Source organism: Rhodanobacter koreensis (assembly GCF_054782855.1).
On record NZ_BAAGRR010000002.1, the window covers coordinates 1,300,759 to 1,316,384 of the forward strand.

Genomic DNA, 15,626 nt, shown 5'->3' on the forward strand with positions numbered 1-15,626 from the left:
TATCGCTTGGAAGATGATGAGAGGTACGTTTGACGGTTTTTCTGTGGGCGCCGGATCATGACTGCATCGGCGTAAAGCCCGGCTGAGCCTGCACACGCGCGAGCCAGCGACGGATATGCGGGAACGCCTGCAGATCGAAGCCGCCATCACCCGCACAATGGGTATATGCAAACAATGCGATGTCGGCGATGCCGTAACTGTCACCGACGAACCAGTCACGCCCGGCAAGATGCTGTTCCATCACCGCCAGCACCTGCATGCCCTTCTGCAGCAGTGCCGGCACTTCGGCCTGACGCGGATGGTCGTGCGGCAACCAGCCGCGGATGAAGCGGGCCACGGCGATGCACGGCTCGTGGCTGTACTGCTCGAAGAACAGCCACTGCAACGTCTGCGCACGCAGCCATGCATCGTCCGGCAGGAACGGCGTGCTTTCGGCGAGATAACACAGGATCGCATCGGACTCGGCGAGGCGCCGGCCATCCTCCAGCTCCAGCAGCGGCACCTTGCCGTTCGGATTCTTCGCCAGATATTCCGGCGTGCGGGTGGCGCCATGCGCGCTGTCCACATCCACCCAGCGATAGTCGCGACCGAGCTGGTCGAGCAGCAACTGCAGCTTGTAGCAGTTACCGGAGGCACGCATGCCGTAGATGGTGATCACAACCGCTCCTCGCACAATGACTTCAGCAATGCCGCTCGATGAAGGTCTTTCGGGCGGCCGAAACTTTCCAGGATCCGGAGCTGTTCGGCGATGGTCGGAACCGTCACTGCCACGCCGCCTATATCGATCATGTCGGTTTCACCGACCTGCACCGGTGCCCAGCCATTCTCGCCGAACAGCTCAAGCCCACCCATGACTTCCACCGGCATTTGCGGAAAATGGAAGCGGGCATAACTCGAACGAAAGCACTCGGGGCTGGCAGGCACATGCATGCCTTCGCGTCGCGTCTGCCATTCGCCGATCAGGGTCTCTGCATCACGAACACTGGTCAGCACGTCCAGATCCGCGACCGATACATCGGCTCCAGTCAGGCGCGCAGCGGCGCTGCCGATCAATGCCCATGGATCACGACAGCAGCGGTGCAGATCCGGCACGACCGCGACGAGAGTGTCGCGCAGCATTTCATCCATATCGGCATGGATCGATGGATTCATGCCTGCACACGACGTTGCCGCCATTGCTCGCGCGTCTGACCCCAGATGTCGATCGGGAGATCCTGATACGGTTCGGGCAGTTGGCCTGCCCGCAGCAGCTTCGAACCGAGCTTGCACGCGACGGCCTGGGACGCGAGGTTGTCCGGTGCGATGCAGTGGATCACTTCATGCCAGCCGAGCGTGTCGAATGCCCAGTCCATGGCTGCAGTGGCGCCCTCCAGCGCGTAACCCCTGCCCTGGGCATCCGGCAGCAGTCCCCAGCCCACTTCGTCACCGGGCCAGCCGTCGGGGCGCCACGGCCCCAGCCGCCCGATCCAGCGACCAGTGGATTTCTCGATCACCGAGAACATGCCGAAACCCTGGATCGCCCATGCACCGGCCATGCTCAGAAAGCCGCGCCAGGCCACCGACCGCGGCTGCGGGCCACCGATGTGATGCGCATTGACCGCATCGGCCATCAGCAGGACCCAGCCTTCAAAGTCTTCTGCCCTGGTCGGACGCAGGACCAGCCGGTCGGTTTCGATGCGCAGTGTCGAGAGGTCCATGCGCGCCTCGGCGAAATCAGAATGCGTTGATGCCGGTCAGCTCGCGACCGACCACCAGCTGGTGCACGGTCTCGGTGCCTTCATAAGTGATGACCGATTCCAGGTTCAACGCGTGGCGGATCGCGCCATGCTCGGTGGTGATGCCTGCGCCGCCGAGGATGTCGCGACACTCGCGTGCAATGTCGATCGCCATGCGGCAGTTGTTCCATTTCGCCAACGAGACCTGGGTCGGCTGCATCTTGCCGGCGTCCTTCAGGCGCCCCAGTTGCAGCGACAGCAACTGCGCCGTGGTGATGCGGCGGGCCATGTCGGCCATCTTCAGTTGCACGGCCTGATTGGCGGCCAGCGGACGGTCGAACAGGATGCGTTCCTTCGTATAGTCGAGCACTTCCTTCAGGCATGCCTGCGCGGCGCCGATCGGGCCCCAGGTAATCCCGTAGCGCGCCTGCGTGAGGCAGCCCAGCGGGCCCTTCAGGCCTTTCACGTTCGGCAGCCGCGCACTGTCCGGCACCCGCACGTTGTCGAAGAACAGTGCCGAGGTGACCGAGGCGCGCAGGCTCATCTTCTTGTGGATTTCCTGCGCCTTGAAGCCAGCGGTGTCGGTCGGCACCACGAAGCCCTGGATGCCGTCCCCGGTCTGCGCCCACACGATCGCGATATGCGCGAGGTTGCCGTTGGTGATCCACATCTTGGCGCCGTTGATGACCCAGTCGCCGCCATCCTTCTTCGCGTGGGTCTTCATGTTGGCCGGATCGGAGCCACCGTGCGGTTCGGTCAGGCCGAAGCAGCCGATCACTTCGCCGGCCGACATCCGCGGCAGGTACTGCTGCTTCTGCTCCTCGCTGCCGTAGGCATAGATCGGATACATGCACAGCGAGCTTTGCACCGAAGCGAAGCTGCGCAGGCCCGAATCGCCACGCTCCAGCTCCTGGCAGATCAGGCCATAGCTGACGCCGTTCATGCCCGCGCCACCGTAGGCCTCGGGAATCGTCGCGCCGAGCAGGCCGAGGCCGGCGATCTCCGGGATCAGTTCCTTCGGAAAGCGCCCCTGGTCGAAGCAGTCGCCGATGATCGGCAGCACGCGCTCGTCGACGAAGCGGCCCACGGTGTCCTGCACCATGCGCTCCTCATCGGTGAGCAACGAGCGGACATCGTACAGATCGAGCGGATTCAGACTGGCGGCCATGCGAAGTTCCGGAAGCGGTCGGGAAAGCTGGGCATTGTAGCGGTCCGCGGCCTCCCCGGTCATGCCAGCCTGCACCACCTCAAGCTTCAGTGGGCATTCCTGCCACGCTATGGGACGATAAGCGCGTAGTTGCGGCCGCTCCATGCCCGCTGGCACATTCGTCCCCTCCGGAACCCCCATGATCAAAGGTGTGCTTCTGGGCTTCGCGTGTTTCGCGGCCTATTCGATCAGCGATGCCTTCGTGAAGTCGCTGCACGGTTCCCTGCCCGCCTACGAATCCGTCTTCTTCGGCGCCTTGCTCGGCCTGCTGGCCCTGCCCTTCATCAAGGGCAGGGACGACCGCTGGCGCGAGGTACTGGTCGCCAGGAAACCGGCCCTGTGGTGGATCCGTGCGGCCACGGGCGCCGTCGGCAATGTCTGTTCGGTGGTGGCCTTCACCCTGCTGCCGATGGCCGAAACCTTCGCGCTGATCTTTTTGATGCCTATCTTCGTGACGCTGCTATCGGTGCTGTTCCTGAAGGAACATGTCGGCTGGCGCCGCTGGTCGGCCGTGGTGATCGGCTTTGTCGGCGTGCTGGTGGTCTTGCGCCCCGGCTTTCGCCACCTCGGCCTGGGTCACCTGGCCGCCATCGTGTGCGGGTTGGTCGCCGCCGTCTCGGTGGTCGCCCTGCGCATGGCTGGCCCGCACGAAAAACGCATCAGCCTGTACGGTGCCGGCATGATCGGCCCGATGATCGTGGGTGGCCTGCTCATGCTGCCCAGCTTCGTCTGGCCGAACCTCCACCAGTGGTGGCTGCTCGCCGGCTACGGGTTGCTCGCGGCGCTGGCTGGCGTGTTGCTGATGTATGCCACCCTGATCGCACCGGCCAACCGCATCGCACCGACGCAATACAGCCAGATGCTGTGGGCCATCGGCTTCGGCTACTGGCTGTTCGGCGATCATCTCGACTGGCCGATGCTCATCGGCATCGTGCTCATCCTCGGCGCCGGACTGTTCACCCTGGTCCGCGAAGAGCAAGTCACCGGCTGGTGGAAGCGCGCACGAATGGTCTGACGGCAGTCAGTCCGCGTCAGTCGCCGCGATGTCCCGCAGCCGCGTGGCATGGCGCACCAGTTCGGTTCGGAGCTCGACCGGGGTCCGTATCTCGAAATCGAAGGCCAGCCGCGCAAGCTGGCGCGCGAACCAGGCCAGATCCTCGGCGCTGCTGCGCAGCAGCACGCCATCCTCCATCGGCTCAAGCAGACCGAACCCGAGCGAAAACGCGGCACGTGCTGTCTGCAGATCGGTGCGCAGCAGCACCTCGATCGTGCGGCCACGCGGCATGCCGGCGATGCCCTGCACCAGCTGTTCCAGCGCATCGAAATCTGCCGGCCGCTCGAAATGCTGCTCCAGCAGCGTCACCTCGCCCATCCGGTCCAGCCGGAATGAACGCAGTCCGTTGCGCAGGCGACACATGCCAACCGCGTACCAGGCACCGGCCCGATAGGCCAGACCGTAAGGGTCGAACTGACGCTCGGTATGTACGCCCTGCGCCGAGTCGTAGCTCATGCTGACACGTTGCTGCGCCTGCGCCGCCGTGGTCAGGGCAATCAACGCCGCATTGCTGCCCGGCGTATTTGCCGAAGCCTGCAGATCGACCCTCACCGTATCGGCAATCGCGCTCACGTGCCGCTTCAACTGGTCGGGCATGACACGGGCCAGCTTGGCCTGCACACTCGCCACTGCCGGCGCCGCCTCGGCCAGACCCAGGCCGCGCGCAGCCACCATCCCCACCGAAAGCGCCACGGCCTCGTCATTGGTGAACATCATCGGCGGCAGCTTGAAGCCGGCGACGAGCATGTACGCACCGTAACGACCGCGTTCGGCAGTCAGCGGGATGCCGAGGTCCTCCAGCATCACGATGTAGCGCCGCAGCGTACGCACATCGACGCCCACCCGGCGCGCCAGCTCGGCGCCGCTCATCCGGCCATGGCTCTGCAGCAGGTCCAGCACTGCCAGCACGCGTGTGGTGGGTAAGGCCATGTCCCTATTTTATCGATAAATCAGGGCGAAATTTGTCCTGTATTGCACTTACCGTGCTCCCCGGCCCATCCAGTCAACCCGGCCGGGGATCTTCCATGACGCACATCAAACGACTGTTGTTCGGCATCGTTTCCATCGTCGCACTCGGCGCAGCCATCCCAGCGCCAGGCAAACCCTCCAGCGAGACCACCACCATGGATAGCGTGCAACACCTGCAGGATTACCAGGTCGTCGAATTCCGTCGCTATGTCACCAGTGATGGCGAGAGGGCGCACTTCGTCAAATATTTCGATACCTATTTCCCCGAGGCCTTCGAGCAACTGGGCGCGATGGTGTTGGGACAATTCACCGAACGCGGCAACCCGAACCGCTTCACCTGGCTGCGCGGCTTCAGGGATATCAATGCGCGCCCGATCGTCAATGCCGCCTTCTATTACGGCCCGGTGTGGAAGGAGCATCGGACCAAGGTGAACGCCATTCTTCCCGACAGCGACAACGTCATGCTGATGCGTCCGCTACGACCGGAACAGCCCATCACGGTGCTGCCCGCGGTGGATCCGGTCACCGAAGAGAACGGTGCACAGGGCGTGGTGGTGGCGCAGATCTTCGCGGTAAAAAAGGGCAGCGAGGACGCTTTCGCGAAACAGGCGGAAACCGCCTTTGCCCGTTATCGGCTGGCTGGCGTCCATCCTTCCGGTGTGCTGGTATCGCTGGACGTTCCAAACAATTTTCCGCAACTGCCGATACGCACCGACGGACCTTTTCTGGTCTGGCTAGGTGTGGTCAAGGACAACACCACGCTCGACAGGCAACTCGCGCCCGTCCTGGCATCCGTCGAACAATCGCTGGCCGCCACCGGCCTGCTGCGCGGCACACCCGAACGCCTGGTGATGGATCCGACGCCGCGCTCGCGCCTGCGCTGGTTGCCGGATGCAGCCACCAAGGCATCGCCATGACGCATTACGAACAGCTGTGGCTGTTCTTCGCCCTGGTTTTCGGCATCATCGTCCTGCCGGGTCTGGACATGGCCTTCGTGCTGGGCAGTGCACTGGCTGGTGGCCGCAGCCGGGGCTTGGCGGCGGTAGCCGGCATCATCACCGGCGGGGTCGGTCATGTGCTGATGACGGCCATGGGGATCGGCATGCTGCTCAAGCTGATCCCCGGCGCGTTCAATGCCTTGCTGCTCGCCGGCGCGCTCTACATCGTCTGGATCGGCATCTCGCTGATGCGCAGCGAATCCGGGTTCGGCATGCATCCGGATACCCGCGTGCGTTCGAAAATGGCGACCTTTCGCCAGGGCATGTTCACCAGCCTGCTCAATCCCAAGGCCTATTTGTTCATGCTGGCGATCTTTCCGCAGTTCCTGCATCCCGACTATGGCCTGATCTGGCTGCAGGCACTGGTCCTGTGGCTGATCATTGCGTTCAACCAGCTATGCATTTATGGCGGGCTGGCGCTGATGGCCGATCGCGCCCGGAGCTGGCTGCAAAGCAGACCTGCCACCGGTACGCTGGCCACGCGCTGCGTTGGCGCGCTGCTGATTGCCACGGCCATGCTTACCGGCATCGAAGGCTGGCATCGTATGTAATTAGGCCAGCATCGAAGCTTGCAAGGTGAACTGAAATGTATCCTCCGGCATTTCCGAACATGGCGCGAAGCAGGCAATGAAACGACCTTTGGCAGGAACCCCGATGCTGCATCGTTACCCATGGTTTTTTCTCCGATGGTTCGTACTGGGTTGCGGGTTGCTGCCTCTGACGGCATTTCCGCAAACCGGCCCCGTCGCTTCCGGCGAAGCGGCCATGGCTCCGGATGCCACGCCGACAGCGCCGGTCACCCCTCAGTCATTGGATGATGCGTGGTGGACGGGTCCCATGCTGGCGAATTCGGCGGCGACCTTGCCGCGCGGCCACTTCCTGGTCGAGCCTTATTTCTACGATGTGACCTCGCACCGCACGGACGGTTTCGGATCGCTCACCTATCTGCTTTACGGGCTCACCGACCGATTGACGGTCGGCATGGTCCCGGTCGTTGGCTACAACAGGGTAACCGGTGGTTCCGGCAGTTCCGGCATCGGGCTGGGCGATACCAGTGTGCAGGCGCAGTACCGGCTTACCCAGTTCCACGAAGGCAGCTGGCTGCCGACGATCTCGCTCCAGCTGCAGGAAACGTTGCCGACCGGAAAGTACGACCGGCTGGGCAATCGGCCGCTCGATGGCCTTGGCAGCGGCGCCCACACCACGACGTTGCAGCTCAACACGCAAACCTACTTCTGGCTGCCCAACGGCCGCATCCTGCGCATGCGCTTCAACGTGGCACAATCCTTTTCCGGCACGGCGAACGTCGAAGACGTCAGCGTCTACGGCACGATGGATGGATTCCGCGGCGAGGCCCGTCCCGGCAGTTCCTTTTTCGCCAATGCGGCCTGGGAATACAGCATGAGCCAGCGCTGGGTACTGGCGCTCGATATCACCTATCGCCACAACCGCGATACCCGCGTGAGCGGATACGACATCCTCGGTTCCGATGCCGCACAGGCACCGCCCACCATCCATCAAAACTCGGGTTCCAGCGAAGCCTTCGGCTTTGCGCCAGCCATCGAGTACAACTGGAATGCCAGTCTCGGCATCTTGTTTGGCACACGCGTGATCACGGGAGGTCACAACACGCCAACCACGATCACCCCGGCGATAGCGATCAACTACGTCCACTGAATGCTCGAATGCCGCATCGAGCCGCTGCAGCCCGGTGGCAGCTCAATGATGCCTCTTGTGACCACATGCCCCGATCGGCACACTCACGGATCGCATCATTGCCAGGTCTGTCATGCCGAGTGATCCCAGCATCGAACACCTCGAACTTTCACCTGTCGTCGCCGGCCTGTGGCGGCTGACCGAGTGGAACCTCTCCGTATCGCAGCGCGTGCGCTGGATTGAACAGGCGCTGGAGCTGGGCATCACCAGCTTCGATCACGCGGACATCTACGGCGATTACCGCGCCGAGGCACTGTTCGGCGAGGCACTGAAGGCCGCACCAGCGCTGCGCGGGCATATGCAACTGGTAACCAAGTGCGGCATCCGGCTGCGCTCGACGCAGCGGCCGTACCGGGTGAACCACTACGATACCTCGGCCACCTACGTGCGCACGCAGGTGGAGCAGTCGCTGGTCAATCTGCACACCGAACAACTGGATCTGGTGCTGATCCATCGGCCGGATTACCTGATGGATGCTCCGGCACTCGCGGACACGTTCGCCACGCTCACCCGCGAGGGCAAGGTGGCACATTGGGGGGTGTCCAACCACACCGCCAGTCAGTTCGCCCTGCTGCACCAGCATCACCCGCTGGCGACCAATCAGGTCGAATTGTCGGTACTGTCGATGGACGCGCTCGGCGACGGTACGCTCGATCAGGCGCAGCAGCTCGGCCTGCGTCCGATGATATGGTCGCCGCTGGGCGGCGGACGACTGTTCCACGGCGCGGATGCCCAGGTCGCGCGCCTGCGCGCCGAGATGGAACCCATCGCCGCGCGGCTGGGCATCGGCCTCGCCACCCTGGCTTATGCATGGATTCTGCGCCATCCCTCGCGGCCGCATCCGATCACCGGCAGCGGCCGCATCGACGGATTGCGCGATGCAGTCGCCGCACTCGGTGTGAAGCTGGACGCCGAGGACTGGTATGCGATCTGGACGGCGAGCAAGGGATACGCCGTGCCCTGACGGCGCGGCTTCCCGCAGCCATACCGGCGGCCCCTCAGCGGTTGCTCACGCCATGCGGCACATGCCCCGTCGCCACGTGCTTGCGTGCCGACTCCACGTTGGCCGGCGAGTCGTCGAAGAAGATATCGGCGCCGAACGCGTCGAGAAACGGGCCTTTATCGCGCCCACCGAGGAACAAGGCTTCATCGATGCGCACACCCCAGCGACGCAGCGTGAGGATCACGCGCTTGTGCGCCGGCGCGGAACGTGCGGTGACCAGGGCGGTGCGGATCGGCGAGTCTTCCGCCGGGAACGCGGTCTGCAGGCGATGCAAGGCGGTGAGGAAGCCGCGGAACGGGCCGACCGACAGCGGCTCCGCGGCATGTTCGGTTTCGCTGCGGTGGAACGCTTCAAGACCTTCCTCGCGCGACACGCGCTCGCCCTCGTCACCGAAGATCACCGCATCGCCGTCGAACGCGATACGCAGCTGTTCGGTGGCACGCGGCGGTGCGGTGCTGGGCAGGATCGTTGCAGCCGCCACACCGGCAGCGAGCGCACGACCGACATCCTCGGCATTGGCGGAGAGGAACAGGTCGGCCTTGAACGGGGCAATGTAGTCGGAGGTCGGTGCCCCGCTGGTGAACGCGGCGCGGCTGATCTCCAGCCCGTAGTGCTGGATCGCGTTGAAGATGCGCAGGCCGGTGTCGCCGGAATTGCGCGACAGCAGGATCACCTCGACCGGTGGCACGTCGCCGGCCAGCTTGTTGAGTCCGAGCAGTTTCTGCACCAGCGGGAATGCGACGCCAGGTTTCAGGATCTCGTTCTCGTGGTCGATCTGGAACGAACGGTACGCATCGAGCCCATCGCGCTCGAACAACGCATGGCTGTCGCCGAGGTCGAACAGGGCGCGCGAGGAAATCGCGACGGTGAGCCGGTTGTCGTTGATGGCGGCCGGATCGTGGACGGTTGGCTGGGTCATGATGCGAATCTAGCGCATTGAGCAAGAAGTGAGTGGAGAGGAGTGAGGAGTGAGAGAAAGCCGGCTCCGCCGTTCCTCTCTTTTCTCATTCCTCACTCCTCTCCACTCACTCCTCAATTGTCATTCGGCCGCGAACTGCTCGTCGAGGATGCGCTGTTCGAGGTTGTGTTCCGGATCGAACAGCAACCGCACACCCTGCCCGCCGGACTGCCGGATCGATACCGTGCGCACGTCGCGCACCTCATGGAAATCGGCCGTAGCGCTGACCGGGCGCTTGCCCGGATCGAGCACGCGCAGGATCACCTCGGTGCGATGCGGCAGGATCGCGCCACGCCAGCGGCGTGGGCGGAATGGACTGATCGGGGTGAGCGCCAGCACGTTCGCGTCCAGCGGCAGGATCGGGCCGTGCGCGGACAGGTTGTAGGCCGTGGAGCCGGCCGGCGTGGCGACCATGATGCCGTCGCAGACCAGGTTCGCCAGCTTCACGGTGTCATTGAGCTGGACTTCGAGGTGTGCCGCCTGGTTGCTCTGGCGCAGCAATGAGACCTCGTTGAAGGCCAGCGCCGTGTGTTCGTTGCCGCTCGCATCGGTGACCTGCATCTGTAGCGGAAACAGCGAGGCAGTGTGGGCACGTCCGATCCGCTCGGGCAGGCCATCGAGCTTGTGCTTGTTCATCAGGAAGCCGACCCGGCCCAGCTTCATGCCGTAGACCGGCACCTCCAGCGCGCGATGCGCATGCAGGGTACGCAGCATGAAGCCGTCGCCACCCAGCGCCACGATCAGCTCGGCCTGCTCGGGTGCTACTTCGCCATAGCGATCCACCAGCTTGCGGCGCGCCTGCTGGGCGACGCTGGTGTCACTGGCGACGAAGGCAAAGCGCATGCACGGCAACCCTGCAGGACGGTCAGCTGAGATTACACAGCATGAAGGCGCAAGACCATGTCTGATCCTGCGCCTTCATTCCACAGCCTGCCGTGGACCCGACTCAGCACAAGGGAGAATCCCCAAACACCGTCATCCCGGCCTTCGCCGGGATGACGGTGGAAAGCATGGCTCAGCTCACCGGCACCTGCGCCAGCTGGGCCAGACGGCGTACCGCCACCGAGGCGATCGGATAGTCGGCGTTCTGGGTGAGGATCTCGGCCAGCATGCTGCGCGTGTACTGCAACGTGGCGTCATCGCGCTGCAGCCACGCCTGCACCGGCGAGATGTCCTTGCGATCGCCGGTCAGGCTCAGCACCTGCAGGGCCAGCGCGCGATGCTGGTGATTGAGCTCGTCCAGCAGCGAGCCGCGGGCCTGTGCGTGCCAGTGACCTTCGACCGGCAGCGCCTCGATCTGGCTGCGCAGCCATTCCAGGTCGAGCACCTCGCCCAGCTCGAAGAACACGGAGGCCACCTTCTCCATTGGCTGGCCGCTCTGCTGCACGACCTCGGCCATGTCCAGCGCGGCGCGCAGCTCCGGCATGCGTGCCAGCCGCAGTGACAGATCGGCAGGCAGGTCGAGACCTTCCCACTTCTCCTGGGTGCAGGAGAAATCGCCCTTGCCGGTCGGCGTCAGCACCTCCGGCAGCGCCTTGCGCAAGGCCGATACACCGCCCTGGTAACGCTCCACGTTGGCGGCGATGTCCAGCGTGCCGCCGGGGCGATTGAGCAGCCAGCGGGTCATGTGGCGCAGCAGTGACCAGATCTGCTTGATGGCGTCGATCTGGGTATCCTCGGCCACCTTGCTGTCGAGCGCCTCGATCTGCGCCCACAGCTCGCGTGCCTCGATGATCTCGCGCGCTGCCGTATACGCCTTGGCGATCGCCGCCGGGCCCTGACCGGTGTCTTCCTGCATGCGCATCATGAAGGTGGCGCCCATGCGGTTGATCGTCGAGTTGGTCACCGCGGTGGCGATGATCTCGCGCTTCAGGCGATGGCGCTGCATGTGCTCGGCATATTTCTCGTGCAGCGGCGCCGGGAAGTAGCGCACCAGTTCCTTGGACAGATACGGATCTTCCGGCACGTCGGAATCCAGCATCTGCTGGTACAGACGGATCTTGTCGTATGACAGCAGCACCGACAGTTCCGGCCGGGTCAGGCCCAGGCCACGGGTCTTGCGCTCGGTGAGTTCGGCTTCGGACGGCAGGTTCTCGACCTGACGGTCCAGTGTGCCCTCGGCCTCCAGCGTGCGGATGAAATGCGCCATCGAACCGAGACGGCTCACCGACTGATGCTCCATCAGGGTGATCGCCTGGTTCTGCCGGTAGTTGTCCCACAGCACCAGCTCACCGACCTCGTCGGTCATCGCGGCGAGCTGGGTGTTGCGTGCCGGCTCGGTCAGTTCACCGCGCTGCACGGCATCGTTCAGCAGGATCTTGATGTTCACCTCATGATCGGAGGTGTCCACGCCGGCGGAGTTGTCGATGAAGTCGGTGTTGAGCAGTACGCCGTGCTGGGCCGCCTCGATACGGCCCTTCTGGGTCATGCCCAGGTTGCCGCCCTCGCCCACGATCTTGCAGCGCAGCTCGGCACCGTTGACGCGCAGTGCGTTGTTGGCGCGATCGCCGACATCGGCATGCGTTTCGGCAGACGACTTCACGTAGGTACCGATGCCGCCGTTCCACAGCAGGTCGACCGGTGCCTTGAGGATGGCGCTGAGCAGGTCGCTGGGCGCCAGTTGCGTCACCTCGGGCTTGAGGCCCAGTACCGTGCGCACCTCCGGCGAGATCGGAATCGACTTGGCGCTGCGCGGATAGATGCCGCCACCGGCCGAGATCAGCGACTTGTCGTAATCCTCCCAGCTCGAGCGCGGCAGCTTGAACATGCGCTGGCGCTCGGCAAACGAACGCGCCGTATCCGGGTTCGGGTCGAGGAACACATGGCGATGATCGAACGCCGCCAGCAGGCGGGTGTGCTCGGACAACAGCATGCCGTTGCCGAACACGTCGCCGGACATGTCGCCGATGCCGACGCAGGTGAAGTCCTGGGTCTGGCAGTCCCGGTTGAGCGAGCGGAAGTGGCGCTTGACCGACTCCCACGCGCCCTTGGCGGTGATGCCCATGCCCTTGTGGTCGTAGCCATTGGAACCGCCGGAGGCGAATGCGTCGCCCAGCCAGTAGCCGTGCTCGATCGAGATCGCATTGGCGATGTCGGAGAACGTGGCGGTGCCCTTGTCCGCCGCCACCACCAGGTAGGGATCGTCCGCGTCGTGACGTACCACGTCGTGCGGATTCACCACCTTGCCTTCGACCAGGTTGTCGGTGATGTCGAGCAAGCCGTTGATGAACAGGCGGTAGCAGGCGATGCCCTCGGCCAGCTGCGCGTCGCGATCGCCGCCGACCGGGGCCTTCTTGACGAAGAAGCCGCCCTTCGAGCCGACCGGTACGATCACGGTGTTCTTGACCATCTGTGCCTTCACCAGGCCCAGCACCTCGGTACGGAAATCCTCGCGCCGGTCGGACCAGCGCAGGCCGCCGCGCGCCACCGCGCCGAAGCGCAGGTGGATGCCTTCGACCCGCGGTGCGCACACCCAGATCTCGCGGTACGGCACCGGCTTGGGCAACTCGGGGACCTTGTGCGAGTCGAGCTTGTAGCTGATATAGGGGCGATAGGCACCGTCCCATTGCTGGAAGAAACTGGTGCGCAGTGTGCCGCGGATCAGTTTCACGAAACTGCGCAGGATACGGTCTTCATCAAGGCTGGCGACATTCTCCAGCAACACGCCGATCGCGTTTTCGACAACCTGGATCTGCTCGTCGCGCGGCCCGGACAACGCCGCGCTCAAGCCGTCGATCAGCGCCGGCTGTGCACTCTGCACGTTGGCCGGAATCAGCGCCTGCATCTCGGCGGCCAGCGTGGCACCGGCAGCCTTCAGCTCGTCGGCGGTAAGCATCTCGCGGTGGGGATCGAACTTGGCGAGGAACAGTTCCACCAGCAGGCCGGCGATCGCCGGATAACGGTTGAGGGTTTCCTCCATGTACGACTGCGAGAACGTTGCACCGGTCTGCAGCAGGTACTTGCAGTAGCCACGCAGCATCGCGACCTGGCGCCAGCTCAGTTTGGCGCCCAGCACCAGCCGGTTGAAGCCGTCGTTCTCGGCGTTGCCGCGCCAGATCTGCTCGAACGCCTCCTCGAACAGTGCACCGACCTGCTCGACACTGAAGGTGAGCTTGCCCACCGGCTGCACTTCGAAATCCTGGATCGAGCGCGGCGCGGCATCGCCGGGAATTTCGTAGACATGCTCGGTGAGCACGCGCAGGCCGAGGTTCTCCAGTTGCGGCAGCACTTCGGACAGGGCAATGTCACCTCCCGAACGGTAGACCTTGAAGCGCAGCGTCTCGGGCGCCTTCGGCGGATGGTAGAACGACATGCGCAACGCATTGTCACCGTTCAGCAGCGACAGCTGATGCACATCCTCGGCAGCCACCGCCGGGCTCACGTCCTCGACGTAACCGGCCGGCAGCGACTTGGCAAAACGGTTGGCCAGCACCACGCCTTCATGGTCGCCGCGCTGCTGCACCAGTGCATCGCGCACCTCGTCGTGCCAGTTGCGCACGATGCTGGCGACGCCCCGCTCCAGTTCCGCCAGGTCGTAGCCGGGCTGATCGCCGATCTTCGGGCGCAGCACGATGGTCAGCCGCGCCAGTGCGGCCTCGCCCATCTGCACCGACGAATCGCTCTGCTCGGCATGCAGGGCCGTGCCCAGCAGGCTTTCGATGCGCTCGCGCACGGAGGTGTTGAAGCGGTCGCGCGGCACGAACACCATGCAACTGAAGAAGCGGCCGTAGCGGTCGCGGCGAATGAACAACCGCGTGCGCGCACGCTGGCGCAATTCGAGGATGCCCATCGCGGTGGCGAACAGCTCGTCCTCGCTGCTCTGCAGCAGCTCCTCGCGCGGCAGCGTTTCCAGGATGTGGCGCAGCGACTTGCCGGAATACGAATCGCGCTTGAGCCCCGAACGGGCCAGCACCACCTCCACCTTGTGCCGCACCAGCGGCACGTCCTGCGGCCGCGCCATGTAGGCGTTGGAGGAGAAGAGCCCGAGGAAGCGCTGCTCGGCCACCGCGCGGCCATTCGCGCCGAACTGCAGCACGCCGACGTAATCCATGTAGCCGGCGCGATGGACATGCGAGCGCGCGTTGGTCTTGGTCAGGATGATCGCGTCAGTCGCGCCGGACTGCGGCAGTTCGCTGGCGGCCAGGGTACGCAGCGAGCGTGGCGCCAGCGAGCGCTCGGTGTTGCGCAGGATGCCCAGACCGGAAGACTCGACCGCACGCAGCACGCGGTCGCCGTCTGCGTCGGTGACTTCGTATTCGCGATAGCCGAGAAAGGTGAAGTTGTCGTCGGCGAGCCAGCGCATGAATTCGCTGGCCTCCTGCACCGACGCGGCGTCCAGCGGCAACTTGCGTTGCGGCAGGTCGGCCGCGATCGCCAGTGCCTTGTCGCGCATCGTGGCCCAGTCGTTCACGGACACGCGCACGTCGTCCAGCGCGGCCTCGACCTGAGCCTTCAGCTGCACCTGCTCGGCGTCGTCGGCGACCCGGTCGATCTCGAAGTGCATGACGGATTCCGGTGCACCCGTCTCGTCACCCAGGCTTTGCAGCTGACCCGCCGCATCACGTACCACCTTCAGCACCGGATGGATCACGGCGTGGATCTGCAGTTTCGTCGACACGATCATGCTCACCGTGTCGACCAGGAACGGCATGTCGTCGGTGACGATCTGCAGCAGGCTGCGGCCGGCATGCGTACCCACCGGATTCAACACGCGCACCACGGCGCGACCTGTGGGACGCTGCTGCATGAATTCCAGCAGGCCGCCGACCAGGGCCGCCCATTGCGTCGGGGTATGCAGATCCGTATCGCTGCCGGCGATGCGCGCGAAGAATGCGTCGCAAAAGACCTGCGCCTCCTTCAACCGCTGCGGCGACACGCCGCCTCTCTTCAGCTCATCAAGCACAACAGACGGAAGGGAAAGATCGTTCGCCGCAAGGGTCGCATTCATGGCATCTACTGGTCAGTGGAGACGAGGATTGGGAATGTGGGTGATAAAGCCTTGGAAGG

At 64.4% G+C, this 15,626-nt stretch carries 13 protein-coding genes; 5 read left to right on the plus strand and 8 right to left on the minus strand.

The features are described from left to right. Nucleotides 1-55 precede the first annotated feature (55 nt). The 4 genes from ACYVKM_RS11750 to ACYVKM_RS11765 are packed head-to-tail and all read right to left on the minus strand — an operon-like array spanning nucleotide 56 to nucleotide 2,883. The gene (locus ACYVKM_RS11750) at nucleotides 56-640 is read right to left on the minus strand and encodes a glutathione S-transferase family protein (RefSeq protein ID WP_460877826.1); all 585 of its coding nucleotides are present in this window, start codon (nucleotides 638-640) and stop codon (nucleotides 56-58) included. Nucleotides 641-654: 14 nt separating this feature from the next. Further along, a complete protein-coding gene (locus ACYVKM_RS11755) occupies nucleotides 655-1,128 on the minus strand; it encodes a hypothetical protein (RefSeq protein ID WP_460877767.1) in 474 nt (157 codons plus the stop codon). Between the two features lie 20 nt (nucleotides 1,129-1,148). Then, entirely contained in the window at nucleotides 1,149-1,697 is a 549-nt protein-coding gene (locus ACYVKM_RS11760) for a GNAT family N-acetyltransferase (RefSeq protein ID WP_460877768.1), read from the minus strand. A gap of 16 nt (nucleotides 1,698-1,713) precedes the next feature. Beyond that, nucleotides 1,714-2,883, minus strand: a complete 1,170-nt coding sequence (locus tag ACYVKM_RS11765; protein WP_460877769.1) for an acyl-CoA dehydrogenase family protein — start codon at nucleotides 2,881-2,883, stop codon at nucleotides 1,714-1,716. 178 nt (nucleotides 2,884-3,061) lie between these two features. Between ACYVKM_RS11765 and ACYVKM_RS11770 the strand changes: the two genes are divergently transcribed. Beyond that, nucleotides 3,062-3,937: a DMT family transporter gene (locus tag ACYVKM_RS11770; protein WP_460877770.1), complete on the plus strand. Its 876-nt coding sequence runs from the start codon at nucleotides 3,062-3,064 to the stop codon at nucleotides 3,935-3,937. Between the two features lie 6 nt (nucleotides 3,938-3,943). Here ACYVKM_RS11770 and ACYVKM_RS11775 read toward each other — a convergent pair whose 3' ends face one another. After that, the gene (locus ACYVKM_RS11775; protein WP_460877771.1) at nucleotides 3,944-4,906 is read right to left on the minus strand and encodes a helix-turn-helix transcriptional regulator; all 963 of its coding nucleotides are present in this window, start codon (nucleotides 4,904-4,906) and stop codon (nucleotides 3,944-3,946) included. A gap of 95 nt (nucleotides 4,907-5,001) precedes the next feature. Between ACYVKM_RS11775 and ACYVKM_RS11780 the strand changes: the two genes are divergently transcribed. The 4 genes from ACYVKM_RS11780 (at nucleotide 5,002) to ACYVKM_RS11795 (ending at nucleotide 8,623) form a co-directional block, all read left to right on the plus strand. Then, the gene (locus tag ACYVKM_RS11780; protein ID WP_460877772.1) at nucleotides 5,002-5,862 is read left to right on the plus strand and encodes an NIPSNAP family protein; all 861 of its coding nucleotides are present in this window, start codon (nucleotides 5,002-5,004) and stop codon (nucleotides 5,860-5,862) included. Further along, the gene (locus ACYVKM_RS11785) at nucleotides 5,859-6,494 is read left to right on the plus strand and encodes a LysE family translocator (RefSeq protein ID WP_460877773.1); all 636 of its coding nucleotides are present in this window, start codon (nucleotides 5,859-5,861) and stop codon (nucleotides 6,492-6,494) included. Before ACYVKM_RS11780 ends, ACYVKM_RS11785 begins: the two co-directional genes overlap by 4 nt. Nucleotides 6,495-6,780: 286 nt before the next feature. Next, nucleotides 6,781-7,620, plus strand: coding sequence for a transporter (locus tag ACYVKM_RS11790; RefSeq protein WP_460877774.1), 840 nt, complete (start codon nucleotides 6,781-6,783; stop codon nucleotides 7,618-7,620). A 112-nt stretch (nucleotides 7,621-7,732) separates the two neighbouring features. Then, on the plus strand, nucleotides 7,733-8,623 hold the full coding sequence (locus tag ACYVKM_RS11795; protein WP_460877775.1) for an aldo/keto reductase: 891 nt from the start codon (nucleotides 7,733-7,735) through the stop codon (nucleotides 8,621-8,623). Nucleotides 8,624-8,657: 34 nt separating this feature from the next. Here ACYVKM_RS11795 and ACYVKM_RS11800 read toward each other — a convergent pair whose 3' ends face one another. From ACYVKM_RS11800 to ACYVKM_RS11810, 3 genes are all read right to left on the minus strand, one after another. Continuing rightward, nucleotides 8,658-9,581: a 5'-nucleotidase gene (locus ACYVKM_RS11800; RefSeq protein ID WP_460877776.1), complete on the minus strand. Its 924-nt coding sequence runs from the start codon at nucleotides 9,579-9,581 to the stop codon at nucleotides 8,658-8,660. Nucleotides 9,582-9,701: 120 nt separating this feature from the next. After that, on the minus strand, nucleotides 9,702-10,463 hold the full coding sequence (locus ACYVKM_RS11805; RefSeq protein WP_460877777.1) for an NAD kinase: 762 nt from the start codon (nucleotides 10,461-10,463) through the stop codon (nucleotides 9,702-9,704). Nucleotides 10,464-10,635: 172 nt separating this feature from the next. Next, on the minus strand, nucleotides 10,636-15,567 hold the full coding sequence (locus ACYVKM_RS11810) for an NAD-glutamate dehydrogenase (RefSeq protein WP_460877778.1): 4,932 nt from the start codon (nucleotides 15,565-15,567) through the stop codon (nucleotides 10,636-10,638). Nucleotides 15,568-15,626: the final 59 nt, after the last annotated feature.

What these genes read in the sequence shown, in the direction of transcription:
- ACYVKM_RS11805 (WP_460877777.1), bottom strand. Translation starts at nt 10,463, where the DNA reads ATGCGCTTTGCCTTCGTCGCCAGTGACACCAGCGTCGCCCAGCAGGCG.
- ACYVKM_RS11800 (WP_460877776.1), bottom strand. Translation starts at nt 9,581, where the DNA reads ATGACCCAGCCAACCGTCCACGATCCGGCCGCCATCAACGACAACCGG.
- ACYVKM_RS11770 (WP_460877770.1), top strand. Translation starts at nt 3,062, where the DNA reads ATGATCAAAGGTGTGCTTCTGGGCTTCGCGTGTTTCGCGGCCTATTCG.
- ACYVKM_RS11765 (WP_460877769.1), bottom strand. Translation starts at nt 2,883, where the DNA reads ATGGCCGCCAGTCTGAATCCGCTCGATCTGTACGATGTCCGCTCGTTG.
- ACYVKM_RS11760 (WP_460877768.1), bottom strand. Translation starts at nt 1,697, where the DNA reads ATGGACCTCTCGACACTGCGCATCGAAACCGACCGGCTGGTCCTGCGT.
- ACYVKM_RS11755 (WP_460877767.1), bottom strand. Translation starts at nt 1,128, where the DNA reads ATGGATGAAATGCTGCGCGACACTCTCGTCGCGGTCGTGCCGGATCTG.
- ACYVKM_RS11790 (WP_460877774.1), top strand. Translation starts at nt 6,781, where the DNA reads ATGCTGGCGAATTCGGCGGCGACCTTGCCGCGCGGCCACTTCCTGGTC.
- ACYVKM_RS11810 (WP_460877778.1), bottom strand. Translation starts at nt 15,567, where the DNA reads ATGAATGCGACCCTTGCGGCGAACGATCTTTCCCTTCCGTCTGTTGTG.
- ACYVKM_RS11775 (WP_460877771.1), bottom strand. Translation starts at nt 4,906, where the DNA reads ATGGCCTTACCCACCACACGCGTGCTGGCAGTGCTGGACCTGCTGCAG.
- ACYVKM_RS11785 (WP_460877773.1), top strand. Translation starts at nt 5,859, where the DNA reads ATGACGCATTACGAACAGCTGTGGCTGTTCTTCGCCCTGGTTTTCGGC.
- ACYVKM_RS11750 (WP_460877826.1), bottom strand. Translation starts at nt 640, where the DNA reads ATGCGTGCCTCCGGTAACTGCTACAAGCTGCAGTTGCTGCTCGACCAG.
- ACYVKM_RS11795 (WP_460877775.1), top strand. Translation starts at nt 7,733, where the DNA reads ATGCCGAGTGATCCCAGCATCGAACACCTCGAACTTTCACCTGTCGTC.
- ACYVKM_RS11780 (WP_460877772.1), top strand. Translation starts at nt 5,002, where the DNA reads ATGACGCACATCAAACGACTGTTGTTCGGCATCGTTTCCATCGTCGCA.